Annotated in this window: 13 protein-coding genes; 7 read left to right on the plus strand and 6 right to left on the minus strand. The window is 65.1% G+C overall.

Translation table 11 applies throughout. The annotated features are described in order from the left end of the window. Position 1 precedes the first annotated feature (1 nt). From ligA to FHS03_RS26560, 5 genes are all read left to right on the plus strand, one after another. Positions 2 to 2,350, plus strand: a complete 2,349-nt coding sequence (gene ligA, locus FHS03_RS26540) for an NAD-dependent DNA ligase LigA (RefSeq protein ID WP_183443918.1) — start codon at positions 2 to 4, stop codon at positions 2,348 to 2,350. A 20-nt stretch (positions 2,351 to 2,370) separates the two neighbouring features. Further along, positions 2,371 to 3,267, plus strand: coding sequence for a UTP--glucose-1-phosphate uridylyltransferase GalU (galU, locus tag FHS03_RS26545; RefSeq protein WP_183443919.1), 897 nt, complete (start codon positions 2,371 to 2,373; stop codon positions 3,265 to 3,267). Continuing rightward, entirely contained in the window at positions 3,264 to 3,800 is a 537-nt protein-coding gene (gene def, locus FHS03_RS26550) for a peptide deformylase (RefSeq protein ID WP_183443920.1), read from the plus strand. Before galU ends, def begins: the two co-directional genes overlap by 4 nt. Positions 3,801 to 3,924: 124 nt before the next feature. After that, positions 3,925 to 5,907: an OPT family oligopeptide transporter gene (locus FHS03_RS26555; protein ID WP_183443921.1), complete on the plus strand. Its 1,983-nt coding sequence runs from the start codon at positions 3,925 to 3,927 to the stop codon at positions 5,905 to 5,907. Position 5,908: 1 nt separating this feature from the next. Next, positions 5,909 to 6,757, plus strand: coding sequence for an aldo/keto reductase (locus FHS03_RS26560; protein WP_183443922.1), 849 nt, complete (start codon positions 5,909 to 5,911; stop codon positions 6,755 to 6,757). A gap of 161 nt (positions 6,758 to 6,918) precedes the next feature. On the opposite strand, the gene FHS03_RS26565 is transcribed toward FHS03_RS26560, so the two are convergent. Further along, positions 6,919 to 7,725 (minus strand): MipA/OmpV family protein, encoded by an 807-nt coding sequence (locus FHS03_RS26565; RefSeq protein WP_183443923.1) that lies wholly within the window; start codon positions 7,723 to 7,725, stop codon positions 6,919 to 6,921. 167 nt (positions 7,726 to 7,892) lie between these two features. Here FHS03_RS26565 and FHS03_RS26570 point away from each other — a divergent pair, with 167 nt between their 5' ends. Beyond that, positions 7,893 to 8,576 (plus strand): response regulator, encoded by a 684-nt coding sequence (locus tag FHS03_RS26570; protein WP_183443924.1) that lies wholly within the window; start codon positions 7,893 to 7,895, stop codon positions 8,574 to 8,576. Continuing rightward, the gene (locus tag FHS03_RS26575; protein WP_229426459.1) at positions 8,573 to 9,976 is read left to right on the plus strand and encodes an ATP-binding protein; all 1,404 of its coding nucleotides are present in this window, start codon (positions 8,573 to 8,575) and stop codon (positions 9,974 to 9,976) included. Before FHS03_RS26570 ends, FHS03_RS26575 begins: the two co-directional genes overlap by 4 nt. 27 nt (positions 9,977 to 10,003) lie before the next feature. Here the strand turns inward: FHS03_RS26575 and FHS03_RS26580 are convergent, their stop codons facing one another. From FHS03_RS26580 to FHS03_RS26600, 5 genes are all read right to left on the minus strand, one after another. Then, on the minus strand, positions 10,004 to 10,756 hold the full coding sequence (locus tag FHS03_RS26580; RefSeq protein ID WP_307729575.1) for a flagellar brake protein: 753 nt from the start codon (positions 10,754 to 10,756) through the stop codon (positions 10,004 to 10,006). Positions 10,757 to 10,936: 180 nt separating this feature from the next. Then, positions 10,937 to 11,686 (minus strand): pseudouridine synthase, encoded by a 750-nt coding sequence (locus FHS03_RS26585; protein WP_183443925.1) that lies wholly within the window; start codon positions 11,684 to 11,686, stop codon positions 10,937 to 10,939. Next, complete coding sequence (locus FHS03_RS26590) at positions 11,686 to 14,253, minus strand: [protein-PII] uridylyltransferase (RefSeq protein WP_183443926.1); 2,568 nt, start codon at positions 14,251 to 14,253, stop codon at positions 11,686 to 11,688. Before FHS03_RS26590 ends, FHS03_RS26585 begins: the two co-directional genes overlap by 1 nt. Before the next feature lie 20 nt (positions 14,254 to 14,273). Next, entirely contained in the window at positions 14,274 to 15,107 is an 834-nt protein-coding gene (gene map, locus FHS03_RS26595; protein ID WP_371871780.1) for a type I methionyl aminopeptidase, read from the minus strand. 100 nt (positions 15,108 to 15,207) lie between these two features. Beyond that, on the minus strand, positions 15,208 to 15,987 hold the full coding sequence (locus FHS03_RS26600) for an MHFG family PEP-CTERM protein (protein ID WP_183443928.1): 780 nt from the start codon (positions 15,985 to 15,987) through the stop codon (positions 15,208 to 15,210). Positions 15,988 to 16,067 lie beyond the last annotated feature (80 nt).

Below are 16,067 nucleotides of genomic sequence, written 5' to 3' on the forward strand. Positions count from 1 at the left end.
CATGAGTGAATTGAATCAAAGCCCGGCCGAACGCGCCGCGTGGCTGACGGCGGAATTGAACCGCCACCTGCACGCCTATCACGTGCTGGACGCGCCCACCATTCCGGACGCGGAATACGACCAGCTGTTCGCCGAGCTGCAAAAGATCGAAGCGGAGCATCCCGAACTGGCCGCGCCCGACTCGCCGACCTTGCGCGTCGGCGCGGCGCCGCTGCCGCAGTTCGACGCGGTGACGCACGCCGTGCCCATGCTGTCGCTGAATAACGGTTTCTCCGAAGAGGATATCGAGAATTTCGACCGCCGCGTGCGCGAAGGCCTGGACAAGCTCGAAGTGGACTACGCCGCCGAGGTCAAATTCGACGGCCTGGCCATCAATCTGCGTTACGAGAACGGTCTGTTCGTGCAGGCCGCCACGCGCGGCGACGGCTATACCGGCGAGGACGTGTCGGCCAATATCCGTACCATCGGCGTGATTCCGCTGCGCCTGCGCGGCGAGCACCTGCCGCGCGTGCTGGAAGTGCGCGGCGAAGTGCTGATGTTCAAGGCCGATTTCGAGGCCATGAACGCGCGCCAGCGCGAAGCCGGACAAAAGGAATTCGTCAACCCGCGCAATGCGGCGGCGGGCAGCTTGCGCCAGCTCGATTCGCGCATCACGGCCCAGCGCAAGCTGCGCTTCTTCGCCTATGGCATCGGCGAGCTGCTGGGCGCGGAACTGCCGTCTTCGCATTCCGCCTTGCTGGACTGGTACGAGGAGCTGGGCCTGCCGGTGGCCAAGGAACGCGCCGTGGTGCGCGGCAAGGACGGCCTGCTGAACTACTTCAGCCGGATCGGCCTGGCCCGTCCCGCCATGCCGTACGAGATCGACGGTGTGGTGTACAAGACCAATCTGCTGGAAGAGCAGCGCGAGCTGGGCTTCGTTTCGCGCGCGCCGCGTTTTGCGCTGGCCCACAAATTCCCGGCCGAGGAAGCCACCACCGTGGTGCAGGCCATCGAAGTGCAGGTGGGCCGCACCGGCGCCATCACGCCGGTGGCGCGCCTGGCGCCGGTCTTTGTCGGCGGCGTCACCGTCACCAACGCTACCCTGCACAACGAGGACGAGGTGCGCCGCAAGGATGTGCGCGTGGGCGACACCGTCATCGTGCGCCGCGCCGGCGACGTGATCCCGGAAGTGTTGGCCGTGGTGCCGGAAAAGCGCCCGCAGCCGGAACCGGCCGCCTATGTGCTGCCGAAATCCTGTCCCGTGTGCGGCTCGCACGTGGTGCGGGAAGAGGGCGAAGCCATCGCGCGCTGCTCGGGCGGCCTGTTCTGCTCGGCCCAGCGCAAGGAAGCGATCCGCCATTTCAGCGGCCGCCGCATGATGGACATCGAAGGCCTGGGCGACCGCTATATCGATAATCTGGTCGAGTGCAATCTGGTGCACGGCGTGGCCGACCTGTTCAAGCTCACGCTGGACGACCTGCTCAAGATGAAGCGCCTGGCCGATGAGCGCGACGGCACCACGCCGGAGACGGTCCAGCAGGGCAAGATCGCCACCAAATGGGCCGACAATCTGCTGGAAGCGATTGGCGCCAGCAAGACGCCGCCGCTGGAGCGCCTGCTGTTCGCGCTGGGCATCCGCCATGTGGGCGAATCCACCGCCAAGACCCTGGCCGAATGGCTGGGCCATTTCGCGCTGATCCGCCGGGCGCCGGTGGCCCTGCTGCGCGTGCTGCCCGATATCGGCGGCACGGTGGCCGAATCGATCGCCGAATTCTTTGCCGAGCCGAAGAACCAGCAAGCCATCGACGCGCTGCTGGCGGCGGGCGTGGCCCCGCAGGGCGAACACGCGCCCAAGGCCCAATTGCGCGACAAGCTGGAGCCGGTATCGCTGCTGGCCGCCATGGGCATTCCGAAATTGACCGAGCCGCGCTGCCGCCAGCTGATCGAGCAGGGCCTCACGCTGGAAGCGCTGGCCTATCTGAAGATCTTCGACGTCTTCGGTTTGCCGGCTACCGTGGCGGGCGCGCTGGGTGAGTGGATGGCGGTGCAGGCCAACCGCGACGCCTTGCTGGCTCTGGACGCCTTGCGCGCCGAGCTGCTGGCCCAGTTGCCGGCAACCGCCGCCGCCGAAGGCGCGATGGCCGGCAAGACCTTTGTGCTGACCGGCACCCTGCCCACCATGGGCCGCGACCAGGCCGCCGCGTTGATCGAGCAGGCGGGCGGCAAGGTGTCCGGCTCCGTCTCGAAAAAAACTTCCTATCTGGTGGCGGGCGCCGAAGCGGGCAGCAAGCTGGCCAAGGCGGAAGAGCTGGGCGTCACCATCCTGGATGAGGCGGGCTTGCTGGCCTTGCTGGGCCAGGGCGGCGCATAAACATCCCTACGGAGAAAACTTTGAGCCAAATTCGAAAAGCTGTCTTCCCTGTTGCCGGTCTTGGCAGCCGCTTCCTTCCCGCCACCAAGGCGCAGCCGAAGGAAATGCTGCCTATCGTCGACAAGCCGCTGATCCAATACGCGGTGGAGGAGGCGGTGGCGGCCGGCATCACGGACCTGATCTTCATCACCGGCCGCAACAAGCGCGCCATCGAAGACCATTTCGACAAGGCTTATGAGCTGGAATCCGAACTGGAAGCGGCGGGCAAGCAAGCCTTGCTGGAAGTGGTGCGCAATGTGATTCCGCGCCACGTCAACTGCATCTATATCCGCCAGTCCGAGCCGCTGGGCCTCGGTCATGCGGTGCTGTGCGCCCGTCCCATCATCGGCCGCGAACCGTTTGCCGTGCTGCTGGCCGACGACTTCATGGACACCGCGCCCGGCGTCAAACCGGTGCTGGCGCAGATGACGGAAACCTATACCTACGAACGCGCCAGCCTGCTGGCCGTGCAGGAAGTGCCGCGCGCCGATACGCGCCAGTACGGCATCGTCAGCGCCGAAGCCTATCGCCCGAATATCGACCTGGTCTCGGCCATCGTCGAGAAACCGCACCCGGAAGTGGCGCCGTCCACGCTGGCCGTGGTCGGCCGCTATGTGCTGACCGCGCGCGTGTTCGACTACCTGGAAACGCTGGGCGCCGGCACCGGCGGCGAAATCCAGCTCACCGACGGCATCGCTGCGCTGATGCAGGCCGAACGCGTTTTGGCCTACCGTTATGAAGGACAGCGCTATGATTGCGGTTCCAAGCTCGGTTATCTGAAAGCGACCCTGGCCATGGGCCTCAAGCACGAGGAGACCGGCAAGGCCTTCCGCGCTTATCTGAACGAGATCCACAGTCAGCTGGAGGGTGGTCAATGACGGTACGCGAAATTCTGAAGATGGGCGACCCGCTTTTATCGCGCGTGGCCGATCCCATCCGTGAATTCAATACCCCGGCCCTGCATGGCCTGATCGCCGATATGTTCGACACCATGCACGCCGCCGACGGCGCCGGCCTGGCCGCGCCGCAGATCGGCGTCAGCCTGCAACTGGTGATCTTCGGCTTCAAATCCAATCAACGCTATCCCGACGCGCCCCAGGTGCCGGAGACGGTGCTGATCAATCCCGTCCTGACGCCGCTCGGCGACGAGCAGGAAGAGGGCTTCGAAGGCTGCCTGTCCGTGCCCGGCCTGCGCGGCAGCGTGCCGCGCTACACGCGGCTGCGCTACGAAGGCTACGACCAATACGGCAATAAGCTGTTGCGCGAAGTGGACGGTTTCCATGCGCGCGTGGTGCAGCACGAGGTCGACCACCTGCTCGGCATCCTTTATCCCAGCCGCATCCGCGACTTTTCGCGCTTCGGCTACACCTCGGTGATGTTCCCCGACCTCGATCCAAATTCCGACGATTAATAGAGGATTAATAGACGATACAATTAATTGGCGGCGGGGGAAAAGTGGCGTAATATCCGGTGCAACAAGATTGCCCAGTATATAACAACCACCAGAACTACTTGGAAACCGGAGAGTAACAGGGATGAATAAAACCACGCCGTCCAACCCACTGGAGTTCAGCATCCGCGGCATCGTCCTCGGGATTTTGATCACGCTGATCTTCACCGCCGCCCAGGTCTATCTCGGCCTGAAAGTGGGTCTGACCTTCGCCACTTCGATTCCTGCCGCCGTCATTTCGATGGCCTTGCTGAGCGCCTTCAAGGACGCCACCATCCAGGAAAACAATATCGTGCAAACCATCGCCTCGGCCGCCGGCACGCTGGCTTCGGTGATCTTCGTGCTGCCTGGCCTGCTGATGATCGGCTGGTGGACCCAGATCCCGTTCTGGCCCACCTTCGGCGCCTGCGCCGTGGGCGGCGTGCTGGGCGTGATGTACACCATGCCGCTGCGCCGCGCGCTGGTGTCGCAATCGAACCTGCCCTATCCGGAAGGCGTGGCCGCGGCTGAAGTACTGAAAGTCGGGACCGCCTCGCGCGCCGGCGCGAAAGAAGGCAAGGCCGGCCTGTGGGCCGTGATCTGGGGCGCGGTCGCTTCGGGCCTGTTCGCCTTCCTCGCCGCGGCGCGCCTGATCGCCGGCGAAGTGGCGCATTTCGTCAAATTCGGCGGCGGCGCCACCGGCCTGGGCGCATCGAGTTCCCTGGCCCTGGTCGGCGCCGGCCACCTGATGGGCATCACCGTCGGCATCGCCATGGCGGTCGGCCTGGCAATCGCCTGGGGCGTGCTGGTGCCGCTGCTGACCAGCTGGAACCCGATGCCCGATGCGTCGGTGGCCGACCACGCCACCACCATCTGGCGCACCCAGGTGCGCATGATCGGCGCCGGCACCATCGGCGCGGCCGCTATTGTGACCTTGGCCACCCTGGTCAAGCCGGTGGTGGGCGGCCTGCAATCGGCGCTGGCGGCATCGGCGCATGCCAAGAGCGGCGGCGCGGACATCCCGCGCGAAGACCGCGACCTGCCGATTTTCCTGGTCGGCCTGGTGACGCTGCTGTCCATGGTGCCGGCCGGCTGGCTGCTGGCCAGCTTCCTGCAGGGCGGCCCGCTGTCCGAGCTGTCGCTGCCGCTGGTGGCGGTGGGCGTCGGCTACATCCTGATCGCCGGCATGCTGGCCGCCGCCGTGTGCGGCTATATGGCGGGCCTGATCGGCTCCTCCAACTCGCCGGTGTCCGGCCTGGCCATCCTGACCATTCTGGGCGCGGCGGCCACCGTCGGCTTCGTCGGCCGCCATGTGATGGGACCGGAAACCAGCCAGGCGCTGATCGCCTACGCCCTGTTCGTCACCACCGTGGTGCTGGCCGTGGCCGTGATCGGCAATGATAATCTGCAGGATCTGAAAACCGGCCAGCTGGTCGGCGCCACGCCGTGGAAACAGCAGCTGGCCCTGATCATCGGCGTGTTCGCCGGTTCCTGCGTGGTGCCGCCGGTGCTGGAACTGCTGAATCACGCCAACGGCTTTGCCGGCGCGCCGAACGCCAATGCGATTTCCGACCAGCCCCTGGCCGCGCCGCAAGCAACCCTGATCTCGACCCTGGCCAAGGGCGTGATCGGCGGCGACCTGCCATGGCATCTGGTGGGCTATGGCGCCTTGCTGGGCCTGGTCCTGGTAGCCATCAATTACCTGTTGAAAGCGTCGAGCAAAGACCGTCTCAGCCTGCCGCCGCTGGGCGTGGGCCTGGCGATCTACCTGCCGAGCGCCGTGACCGCGCCGGTGGTGGTGGGCGCCGTGGCCGGTTACTTCTTCGAGAAGGCCGTGCATGGCAAGAGCTACGGCGAAGCCGCGTCCCGCCTGGGCGTACTGATCATGTCCGGCTTCATCGTCGGCGAAAGCCTGTTCAATGTGGCGCTGGCCGGCTTGATCGTGCTCTCGGGCAAGGGCGAGCCGCTGGCCATCGCCAATAGCATGGGCGAATCGACCACCATGCTGATCGCGCTGGCGGTCGGCGCCGCGGTGGTCTCGGGCCTGTACCGCTGGTCGGCCAATTCGGCCCGCCGCTGCGAGGCGTAAGATGCGCACCCTGCGCCTGGCTTCGGGACACAGCGTACCGGTGCTGGGGCAGGGCACGTGGAATATGGGCGAATCGGCTGCCCGCAAAGCCGAAGAGGTGCGGGCCCTGCAACTGGGCCTGGACCTCGGCATGAGCCTGATCGACACCGCCGAAATGTATGCCGATGGCGGCGCCGAGGACGTGGTGGCCGAAGCGGTGGCCGGCCGGCGCGAGCAGGCTTATCTCGTCAGCAAGGCCTATCCCCACAACGCCACGCGCACCGGTTTGGTGCAGGCCTGCGAACGCAGCCTGCGCCGTTTGCGCACCGATTATCTCGACCTCTACCTCTTGCACTGGCGCGGCGACGTGCCGCTCGATGAAACGCTGGAAGCCTTCGCTGTCCTGCACAAGTCCGGCAAAATCCGTGCCTTCGGCGTCAGCAATTTCGACCGCGCCGATATGGAAGAAGCGCTGACGTTGCCGGATGGCGCCGCCGTGGCGGCCAACCAGGTGCTCTACAATGTGCGCCGGCGCGGCATCGAATGGAACTTGCTGCCCTGGTGCCGGCAGCACAATATTGCCGTGATGGCATACAGTCCGCTCGAATCGGCGCGCAGCGAACAACAGCACTTGTTCGACCATCCCCTGCTGCAAAAACTGGCGATGGCCCATGGCGCCACCCCGGCCCAGATCGCCCTGGCCTGGGTGCTGCGGCAAGATGGTGTCATCGCCATCCCCAAAGCCGCGTCTCCGGCCCATGTGCGCGCCAACCGTGCCGCCCACGACCTCCAGCTCAGTCCCGACGAGCTAGCCGCCATCGACCAAGCCTTCCCCCCACCGCACCGCGCCACCCCGCTCGCCATGCTCTAAACCAGCGTTTGCGCCAAATCAAACAATGTCCCACCCTGGTGTCAGGCGGGGCCGCCGAGGCACTGGGGTAGGACATTTTTTGCGCTAGATCAAAGAATGTCCACCTCTGGTGCCTGACACCAGGGTGGGACATTTGTTGAGGAAGATCAAACGGCGCGGGTTTAGTAGCTGTAGCTGGCGTAGACGGCGCCGGTGGGGCTGGTCTTGCGGAAGACGATGGGGCTGTTCTTGGCGTCGCCCAGCAGGGTGGTGGCGCCAAGCATGGTGGTGACGCCCCAGTTTTTTCCGAGCTTGCGCTCCCAGCTCACGCCAATTTCTGCTTCATACAGGCCAGATTTTGGCTTGTATGCGCGGTAGCCGGAGTGGGCGGCTTGCACAGCGCTGACGCCGTAATAGGTCTGGTTGTACTTGGCGTCGCCGAAGCTGGTGCTGGCGCTGAGGGTGACGGTGTCGCGGCCTTGGTTGTAGAGCACGCCGCTGGCGCCGATGTTCAGGGTCTTGCCGTTTTCGCGGTGGGAGATGGGCAGTTCGAGGCGGGTGCTGATTTCGAAGCCTTCGGCGATGGCGTAGCTGGCGCCGAACAGGGCGGTGGCGCTGGCCTTGATGTCGCCCATGCCGCGCAGCTTGGGCGAGCCGCTGCTGCCGCCGAATTTCTGCGTGTCTTTCTCCTTGCGCTCGCCGCGCACACCGATGCCGGCGTTCAGGTTCAGCTTGTCGAAACTGCGGCCGTAGCCAAGACCGCGCAGGGTGCTGGCATAAAAGCCATTGGCCATAGCATAATCAATGCCCAATACGGGGCCGACCTGATTTTCGTCGGAACCGGAGTAGCGTGGCCCGACCGCGACGCCGCCGCCCAGCGTCAGTACATTGCCGGGCTTGGCCTCTTCGGCTTGCGCCGATGGCGCCAGGAGGGCGGGCAGGGTGAGGAGAACGGCGGCGCCGCGCTTCAGGTAAATCCGTGATGTCATATTTTTGTCCAGGTCAAGTTAAGGGGCGGTTTCGCTTTTATTGGATGAGGAAACCGGCTGGACGGATTATCTTTACGTTCCATGAAGGCAAACTAAGCTTTTCCTTAAGATTGCATGAAGGCCCTTCTTTATGCTTTCTTTAGCTTACCCTGGTTAAAATATCATGTATGAAAATCCTGCTGATTGAAGACGATTTGGACTTGGGCAACGGCGTGCGCATCGCGCTGGCCGACCAGGGCATGGAAGTGGTCTGGGTGCGCCGCCTGGAGGACGCCAGTTACCAGCTGGCCAGCGAGAGCTGCGACTTGATTCTGCTCGACCTGGGCTTGCCCGACGGCGATGGCCTGACCCTGCTGAACCGTCTGCGCCGCGAGCGCCAGGACTTGCCGGTGCTGATCCTGAGCGCACGCGACACCTTGCCCGACCGCCTGCGCGGCCTCGATTCGGGCGCCGACGATTACCTGGTCAAGCCTTTCGAACTGGCCGAGCTGTTGTCGCGCGTGCGCGCCCTGGCCCGGCGCAGTTATGGCTTCGACGGCGCCACGCTGGAGTTGCGTGGCCTGAGCCTGCACACGCCGACCCGGCGCGCTGCCGTGCACGGCCGCCCGCTTGATCTGACAGCCAGCGAATACGTGCTGCTGAAAACCTTGATGATGCGCGTCGACCGCGTGGTTACGCGCCGCAGCCTGGAAGAGCAGGCCTTGCCCGGCGCCCAGGCCAATGCCAGCAATTCCCTCGACGTGCATATGGCCAATCTGCGCCGCAAGATCGGCGAGGGCTATGTGCGCACCGTGCGCGGCGTCGGCTATGTGATCGACCAGCAGGCGCCCGTGGGCGGCAATGCCAAATGATGGGCTGGCAGAAGCTCCGGCACTGGTGGCGCTATCTGATTGAACCGAGCTTGATCAAGCGTCTGCTGCTGGCCCAAATGGCCTTGCTGACACTATTGTGGAGCCTGGGCGTCGCTTTCGTCATCAATGAGAGCGGCAACGACCTGACCCTGATCGGCATGAACAGCATCTACGACAGCTTCGTCGAGGTGACGGACAGCCTGGAAGGCTTGCCGGAAAAGCAGCGCGCCTCGCTGGCCAAGCTGGACGGGGCGCTGCGCGACAATTACAGCGATCTGCATGAGGATACTTTCGCGCCGCGCATCATCGTCACCGGCCATGGCCGCGAAATCTACCGCAGCCCGAACACGCCCAGCGGCCTGCTGCCCAAGCAGGTGGAGGAGATCGAAACCCTGTACAAGGATGGCCGCCGCTGGCGCGCCCGCACGCGCGCCGTCGCGCCCAGCGGCACGCGCATGACGGTGCTGGTGCCGGCCGACGCCGGGCAGATTTTCTTCACCTTCAATTCGCGCGGCTTCTATCTGCTGCCGCTGCTGATCAGCATTCCGGTGCTGCTGCTGCCGGCCTGGATCTCGATCCGCATGGCGCTGCGCCCCTGGAACCAGGTGGCGCGCGAGGTGGCTTCGCGCGGGCCGCAGGACTTGGCGCCGCTCTCGTTCAAGGCGCGCCACCGCGAGCTGACGTTCATGGTCGAGAGCATCAATAATCTGATGCGGCGCGTCAGCGACAGCGCGATCCGCGAGCGCGTCTTCATCGCCGACGCGGCGCATGAGCTGCGCACCCCGCTGGCGGCCATGAATATCAATGTCGAGGCGCTGCAAAGCCAGACCACCGACACCCGCACGCGCCAGCTGCTGAGCGGCATCCTGAACAGCGGTTCGCGCGCCACGCGCCTGGTGAGCCAGCTGCTGATGCTGATGCGCAGCGACGCGGCGGCCCATGGCGCGGTGGAGACGGTGGCGCTGGACGAACTGCTGCAGGACCGCCTGGCGGCGCTCTCGGGCCTGGCCCACCTGCGCGGCGTGGAAGTGGAGCTGGCGGCCGAGGACGGCGTGCCGATCCGCGGCCAGCGCGAAACCCTGGTGTCGCTGATCGACAATCTGGTGGAAAACGCCATCAAATACAGCCCGCAGGGCGGCATGGTGAAGGTGCGGGTGCGGCGCTGCGGGCCGGAAGCGATCCTGAGCGTGGCGGACCAGGGGCCGGGCATTGCCAGCGCGCTGCAGGAGCGCGTCTTCGACCGCTTCTACCGCGATCCGAACCAGACCCAGAGCGGCAGCGGTCTGGGACTGGCCATCGTGAAGGCGGCGGTGGCGCAGCATGGCGGCGAGATCCGCCTCGATTCGACCGGCCGCGGCCCGGGCTTGCTGGCCACGGTCAGGCTGCCGCTGGCGGCCTGAGTCCGGCAAGACGGGAAAAGGTGCGGCTCAGCGGCGGCGGTTGCCGTTCAGCTGTTCCAGCACCTGGTCGATTTCCGCGCGCAGGTGCGGCGCCACATTGGTGAATTGGCAGCCGATCTGCACCTGCTCGCCGAGCAGGAAGGAACGGTAGTGGCGCGACAGGCGGATTTCCAGGTCGCAGATGATGACGCGCTGCGGCCCCATTTCCAGCCTGACCCTTTGCAGCTTGCGTCCGACATGCAGGCCGACCGCGTCGCGCGGGGCGCAGCGCATGCCGATGCCGCCGGCGGAAAAATCATAGAGTTGCATTTCATACGGCTTGCCGTTCAGGACGAAGGACGCCGTATGGTAAGTGCCGAGCGGGGTTTCCAGCCGCGCGGCGGCGCGCCGGTTGAGCACCAGACACTTGTCCGGAAATTCGGCCGGAATCAAGGTCGGCTGTTCGGCCAGGCTATTCCAGTGCGGGTCGTGCAGCTTGAATTGCAGCTTGGCGCTGCGCAGCCAAGTGACGAAAGTGGCGTCGCCGGGCGGCAGATACGTGCCTTCGTTGAGCTGGATGACGAAACGGTAGCGTTCCCGGTCCACTGAGGCAAGGCGCGCCATCACCACCTCGGTGCTGGACGAGGGATAAATCGAAATGGCGTCGCCATTCTCGGCCAGAATCGCCAGGGCATCGGCGATATCTTCCGGTTCGACCATCTCGTGCGGCTTGGAGCCGGCGGCAATCGGCTCCACCGCATCGGCGAGACGGGGTGGTCCCTTGCGGAAATCGTTTGGCATTGGATCGTTCACGACGGCTAACTTTGCATCAGATAGGGTTTGCGCCCTCCAGCAGGGCACCGCTTTAATCTTACAGGCTTCCGGCGGGCTTGGCTTGCCAAACAGCAAGAAAATCCGCCTTGTCGCCGATAAAAAACAGAGAAACGTTGTAAATTACGCTAGTTTGGTGCGTTTTTGCCATCAAAAACGTTCATCGGGATGCAAGTAACGCCACTGGCCCTGGGGTAGGTCGCCCAGCTTGACCTTGCCGATGCGCACGCGTTTCAAGCCGATCACCTTCAGTCCCACCATCTCGCACATGCGGCGGATCTGGCGCTTGCGGCCCTCGCGCAGCGTGAAGCTGAGCTGGTCGTCGTTCTGCCAGCGTACCTTGGCCGGCAGCAGCGGCTTGCCATCCATCCAGAGGCCATGGTTGAGCTTTTTGAGGTCGGCGTCGGGCAGTTTGCCGGGCTTGCTGTACTGCACGCGCACCAGGTATTCCTTGTCGATCTCGGTATCGTGGCCAATCAGGTGCTTGGCGATGCGCCCATCCTGGGTCAAGACCAGCAGGCCGACCGAGTCGATGTCGAGGCGGCCGGCCGGCACCAGGCTGCGCAACTGGGTCGGGTGGAATTGCTCGGGCGAGGGATCGTCGGCCCAGCGGTTTTCCGGCTTGATCAGGGCCACGGCCGGGGTATAGCCGTCCTCGGCCTGGCCGCTGACGTAGCCGACCGGCTTGTTGATCAGGATGGTCACGCGTTTCGATTGCTCGGCCGCGGCCTGGCGCTCGACGGTGATGCGCTGGCTCGGGTAGACCTTGGTACCCAGTTCGGACACCACTTTGCCATCGACCCGCACCCAGCCTTTGGCGATCCATTCATCGGCTTCGCGGCGGGAGCACAGGCCCAGTTCGGACATGCGTTTGGACAGGCGTAATAATTCTTCAGACATCAGATTTTCAAAGCTTCCAGTAAATCGGTTTCCAGCTGCAGCTGGAGGCGGGCATTGGCCAGGGCGGCGCCGTCGACGAGGAAGACGTCTTCCACCCGTTCGCCCAGGGTCATGATCTTGGCCGTATGCAGGTTGATCTTGTAGCGGCTCAGCACCGTGGCGATGGAGTACAGCAGGCCGGGACGGTCGTTGGCGGTGACCGAGAGCAGATAATACTGGCCGCGCTCGTCCGGCCGCAAGTCCACGCTGGGCTGCAGCGGGAAGGTGCGCGACAGGCGCGACAGCCGTCCCTTGCCCGGCGCCGACAGCGGCCCGGCCGCTTCCAGCAGCGCGCACAGCTCATGCTCGATCAGGCTGATGATGTCGCGGTAGCTCTTGGCGAAGTTCTGTTCCGTGACGAGGAAGGTGTCGAGCGCGTAGCCGTGGCGCGTGGTGTGGATTTTCGCATCGAGGATGCTGAAATTCTTGCGGTCGAAATAGCCGCAGATGCGCGCGAACAGGTCGGGCTGGTCGGGAATGTAGACCGCCACCTGCAAGCCTTCGCCGATCGGCGCCAGGCGGCATTTGACCACCGGCTGGCCGCTGTTCAGGCGGTCGTACAGGGCGCGCGTCTGCCAGGCGATGTCGGAGGCGTCGTGGCGCAGGAAGTAGGCCACGTCCAGCTGCTGCCACAGCGCTTCGTGCGCGTCGGGCGGCAAGCCATACAGGCGCAGCGTGGCCAGCGCTTCCTGCTGGCGGTTTTTCAGTTCGCGGTCGGCCGACGGCGGCTCGCCGCCGAGCACGCGCAAGGTCATGCGGTACAGGTCTTCCAGCAGCTTGGCCTTCCAGGCATTCCACACCTTCGGGCTGGTGCCGCGGATATCGGCCACTGTCAGCAGGTAGAGCGCGGTCAGGTGGCGCTCGTCGCGCACCAGGCGGGCGAAGGCGGCGATCACGTCGGGGTCGGACAAATCCTGTTTCTGCGCCACCTGGGACATGGTCAGGTGCTGCTCGACCAGGAACACCACCAGCTCGGTTTCGTCCTTGCCCATGCCATGGTCCTGGCAGAACTGCAGCGCATCGACCCGCCCCAGCTTGGAGTGGTCGCCGCCGCGCCCCTTGGCGATGTCGTGGAACAGGGCCGCCACGTACAGCAGCCAGTGCTGCGGGAAATTCGCCATCAGCTGGCTGCAGAAGGGGTATTCGTGGGCGTGCTCGGTCATCGTGAAGCGGCGCATATTGCGCACCACCATCAGGATGTGCTGGTCCACCGTGTAGACGTGGAACAGGTCGTGCTGCATCTGGCCCACGATCTTGCGGAAGTTGGGCAGGTAGCGGCCCAGGATGGACAGCTCGTTCATGCGCCGCAACGCGTGGATGATGCCGACCGGCGCCTGCAGGATGCGCAGGAAGTAGGCGCGGTTGACCGCATCGTTGCGGAAGTCGGCGTCGATCTTGAAGCGCTCGTGCCACAGGGCGCGCATGGTGCGCGCCGTCATGCCCTTGATGGCGGGGCGTTCCGTCATCAGCACGAATACTTCGAGCATGGCCGAAGGCGTCTTCTCGAAGGTGTCGTCATCGACGATGTCGATGAAGCCGTCCACCTCGGCGAAGCGGGCGTTGATGGGGTGGGTCTCGCCGTTCTGCGGGAACAGCTGGGCCTCGATATTCTGCAGCAGGATGGTGTTCAGCTGGGTCACGGCCTTGGCCGCCCAGTAATAGCGCTGCATCAGGTATTCGCTGGCGCGCCGCATATGCGGGCCGCTGCCGGTGGCCTGCAGGCCCAGGGTTTCGGCGATGGCGGTCTGCACGTCGAACACCAGGCGGTCTTCGCGCCGGCCGGCGTGCAGGTGCAGGCGCACGCGGATATCCTTGAAGGCGCGCTCCTTTTCCATCAGTTGGCGCGCTTCGGTCTGGGTGATCAGGCCGCGCGTGGCCAGGGTGCGCCAGGAATTGGCCAGGCCGGCGGCCTTGGCCAGCCACAGGATCACCTGCAGGTCGCGCAGGCCGCCCGGGCTTTCCTTGCAGTTCGGCTCCAGCGCGAAGGGCGTGTCCTCGTACTTGGCGTGGCGCTGGCGCATTTCCAGCATCTTGGCGTTGAAGAAGGCTTGCGCGTCCATGGCCGCGTCGTAGCGCTGCTGCAGCTCTTCGAACAGGGCGCGCTCGCCGGTCACCAGGCGCGCTTCGAGCAGGCTGGTTTGCACCGTGATGTCGGCTTTCGATTCGCTCAGGCATTCGTCCACGGTGCGGATGCTGTGGCCCACTTCCAAGCCAAGGTCCCACAGCAGCTGCACCAGCGACTCCAGGCGGCGCCGCGTGGCGTCGTCCGGCGCCTGGTGCAGCAGGATCAGGACATCGACGTCGGAATGGGGGAACAGTTCGCCGCGGCCGTAGCCGCCCACGCCGACCAGGGCGGTGCGCGCCGGCAGGCCGGCCGCTTCCCAGGCCGTGGCGAGCACCGCGTCCACGCTCTGGCGCAGGCTGCGCAGCAGCTTTTCCGGCTTGCCGTCGGCCTGGAAGGTGGCGACCACCTGCAGGCGGTCGGCCTTGAGGCGGGCCTTGAGCTGGTCCCGCAGATCATTCTGCATCGCGGCATGCGGCATTGTTTTCAGGCTGCAGCGGCCTGCGCGTCCAGGATGAAGGCGGGCGGCGGCGGGCTGCCGGCGGACAGGGTCAGCACCTCGTAGCCGGTTTCGGTCACGAGCACGGTGTGTTCCCACTGCGCCGACAGGCTGCGGTCCTTGGTCTTGATGGTCCAGCCGTCGCCCATTTCGCGGATTTCGCGGCGGCCGGCGTTGATCATCGGCTCGATGGTGAAGATCATGCCCGGCACCAGTTCCTCCAGCGTGCCGGGACGGCCGTAGTGCAGCACTTGCGGCTCCTCGTGGAAGACCTTGCCGATGCCGTGGCCGCAGAATTCGCGCACCACGCTATAGCCGGCTTTTTCCGCGTGCACCTGGATGGCGTGGCCGATATCGCCCAGGTGGGCGCCCGGCTTGACCTTGGCGATGCCCAGCCACATGCACTCGTAGGTGATGTCGGACAGGCGGCGCGCCAGGATCGACGGCTCGCCGATGAAGAACATGCGGCTGTTGTCGCCGTGGTAGCCATCCTTGATGACGGTGATGTCGAGGTTGACCACGTCGCCGTTCTTGAGCACCTTGTCGCCCGGGATGCCGTGGCAGATCACGTCGTTGACCGAGGTGCAGATGGCTTTCGGATACGGCGTGTAGCCGGGCGGGCAGTAGTTCAGCGGGGCGGGGATGGTGCCTTGCACATTGACCATGTACTCATGGCACAGGCGGTCCAGTTCGCCCGTGGTGACACCGGGTTTGACGAAGGGGGTGATGTAGTCGAGCACTTCGCTGCCAAGGCGGCCGGCGATGCGCATGCCTTCGATGTCCTCGGGGCTCTTGATGGATATGGTCATTTCGCTTGTAATCTCGGGTTTGCTCAATATTGGCGGAAGGGCGCGCGGCTTCACGCGGCGCGCCCGCAATAGCGAGATTATAAACGAGGCCGGGGCAGGGCGGCGGGGGAGATCAGCCCTGGCGGCGCAGGCGCCAGGCGCCCAGCAGGCCGAGGCCGCCCAGCAGCATCAGCCAGGACGATGGTTCCGGCACCGGCACGGCCGGTTCGATCGGGGTGATCGGCTTGCCATGGCTGTTGTTGTTGAAGAAATCGCGATCCGGGTCGTCGCCTTCGATGAAGCCGATCAGGTCGCCCGGTTCGGCGTGGCGGCCGGGCTGGTAATTGCCGCCGTTGACCGGCGTTTCGTCCAGTAGCGCGGCCAGGGCGTCGGTGACGTCGGCTTCGATCTCGCGCGCCTCGTCGCGCACATCCTCGTCCAGGCCGGGATCGCCCGGCGTGACCAGCTTGGGCAGCTTTTTCTTCTGCGCCAGCGGGACGGCGGCCAGCGGCTTGCGCGTGATGCGGCTGATGTTATTGCAGATCTTCGGCACGATAATGCAGTGCTCGCCTTCGCAATAGATGGCGGCCGGCTCCAGGCGCTCCGGCGCCCATTTGCCGCGCGTGACTTCGCCGCAGACGGTGCGGGCGGCGAAGTGCATGTCGCGGATTTCGCTCTCGTAGCCGCGCTTGCCCTTGCCTTGGATGGCGTCGCGGCTGATGTCGACCATCTCGTCCATCTGGCCGCGCGCGATGCGTTCGGCGAGGATGCGGCGCTGCGGTTCCGGAATATCCGGATAGCGGGACATGGCCGCTGCTGGCGTGCCCCGATAAGGATTCCGTCCCGGGCGGTCCCAGGAGCAGCGGGGCATCAGCGTTGCGGCAACCAGAGTGGTGGCGAGTGCGATGGACATAGATAGGTAGTAGGTGCGTGCTTGATAGTTGGTGAGAGAAACTTCGATGAAACGCGCAGCCGCAATGATATAGACATTTC

Origin of the sequence: Pseudoduganella violacea, from assembly GCF_014191875.1 — a bacterium.
GTDB lineage: Bacteria > Pseudomonadota > Gammaproteobacteria > Burkholderiales > Burkholderiaceae_D > Rugamonas > Rugamonas violacea_A.

What these genes read in the sequence shown, in the direction of transcription:
- FHS03_RS26555 (WP_183443921.1), top strand. Translation starts at nt 3,925, where the DNA reads ATGAATAAAACCACGCCGTCCAACCCACTGGAGTTCAGCATCCGCGGC.
- FHS03_RS26580 (WP_307729575.1), bottom strand. Translation starts at nt 10,756, where the DNA reads ATGCCAAACGATTTCCGCAAGGGACCACCCCGTCTCGCCGATGCGGTG.
- def (WP_183443920.1), top strand. Translation starts at nt 3,264, where the DNA reads ATGACGGTACGCGAAATTCTGAAGATGGGCGACCCGCTTTTATCGCGC.
- FHS03_RS26590 (WP_183443926.1), bottom strand. Translation starts at nt 14,253, where the DNA reads ATGCAGAATGATCTGCGGGACCAGCTCAAGGCCCGCCTCAAGGCCGAC.
- FHS03_RS26570 (WP_183443924.1), top strand. Translation starts at nt 7,893, where the DNA reads ATGAAAATCCTGCTGATTGAAGACGATTTGGACTTGGGCAACGGCGTG.
- FHS03_RS26600 (WP_183443928.1), bottom strand. Translation starts at nt 15,987, where the DNA reads ATGTCCATCGCACTCGCCACCACTCTGGTTGCCGCAACGCTGATGCCC.
- FHS03_RS26585 (WP_183443925.1), bottom strand. Translation starts at nt 11,686, where the DNA reads ATGTCTGAAGAATTATTACGCCTGTCCAAACGCATGTCCGAACTGGGC.
- FHS03_RS26575 (WP_229426459.1), top strand. Translation starts at nt 8,573, where the DNA reads ATGATGGGCTGGCAGAAGCTCCGGCACTGGTGGCGCTATCTGATTGAA.
- ligA (WP_183443918.1), top strand. Translation starts at nt 2, where the DNA reads ATGAGTGAATTGAATCAAAGCCCGGCCGAACGCGCCGCGTGGCTGACG.
- FHS03_RS26560 (WP_183443922.1), top strand. Translation starts at nt 5,909, where the DNA reads ATGCGCACCCTGCGCCTGGCTTCGGGACACAGCGTACCGGTGCTGGGG.
- FHS03_RS26565 (WP_183443923.1), bottom strand. Translation starts at nt 7,725, where the DNA reads ATGACATCACGGATTTACCTGAAGCGCGGCGCCGCCGTTCTCCTCACC.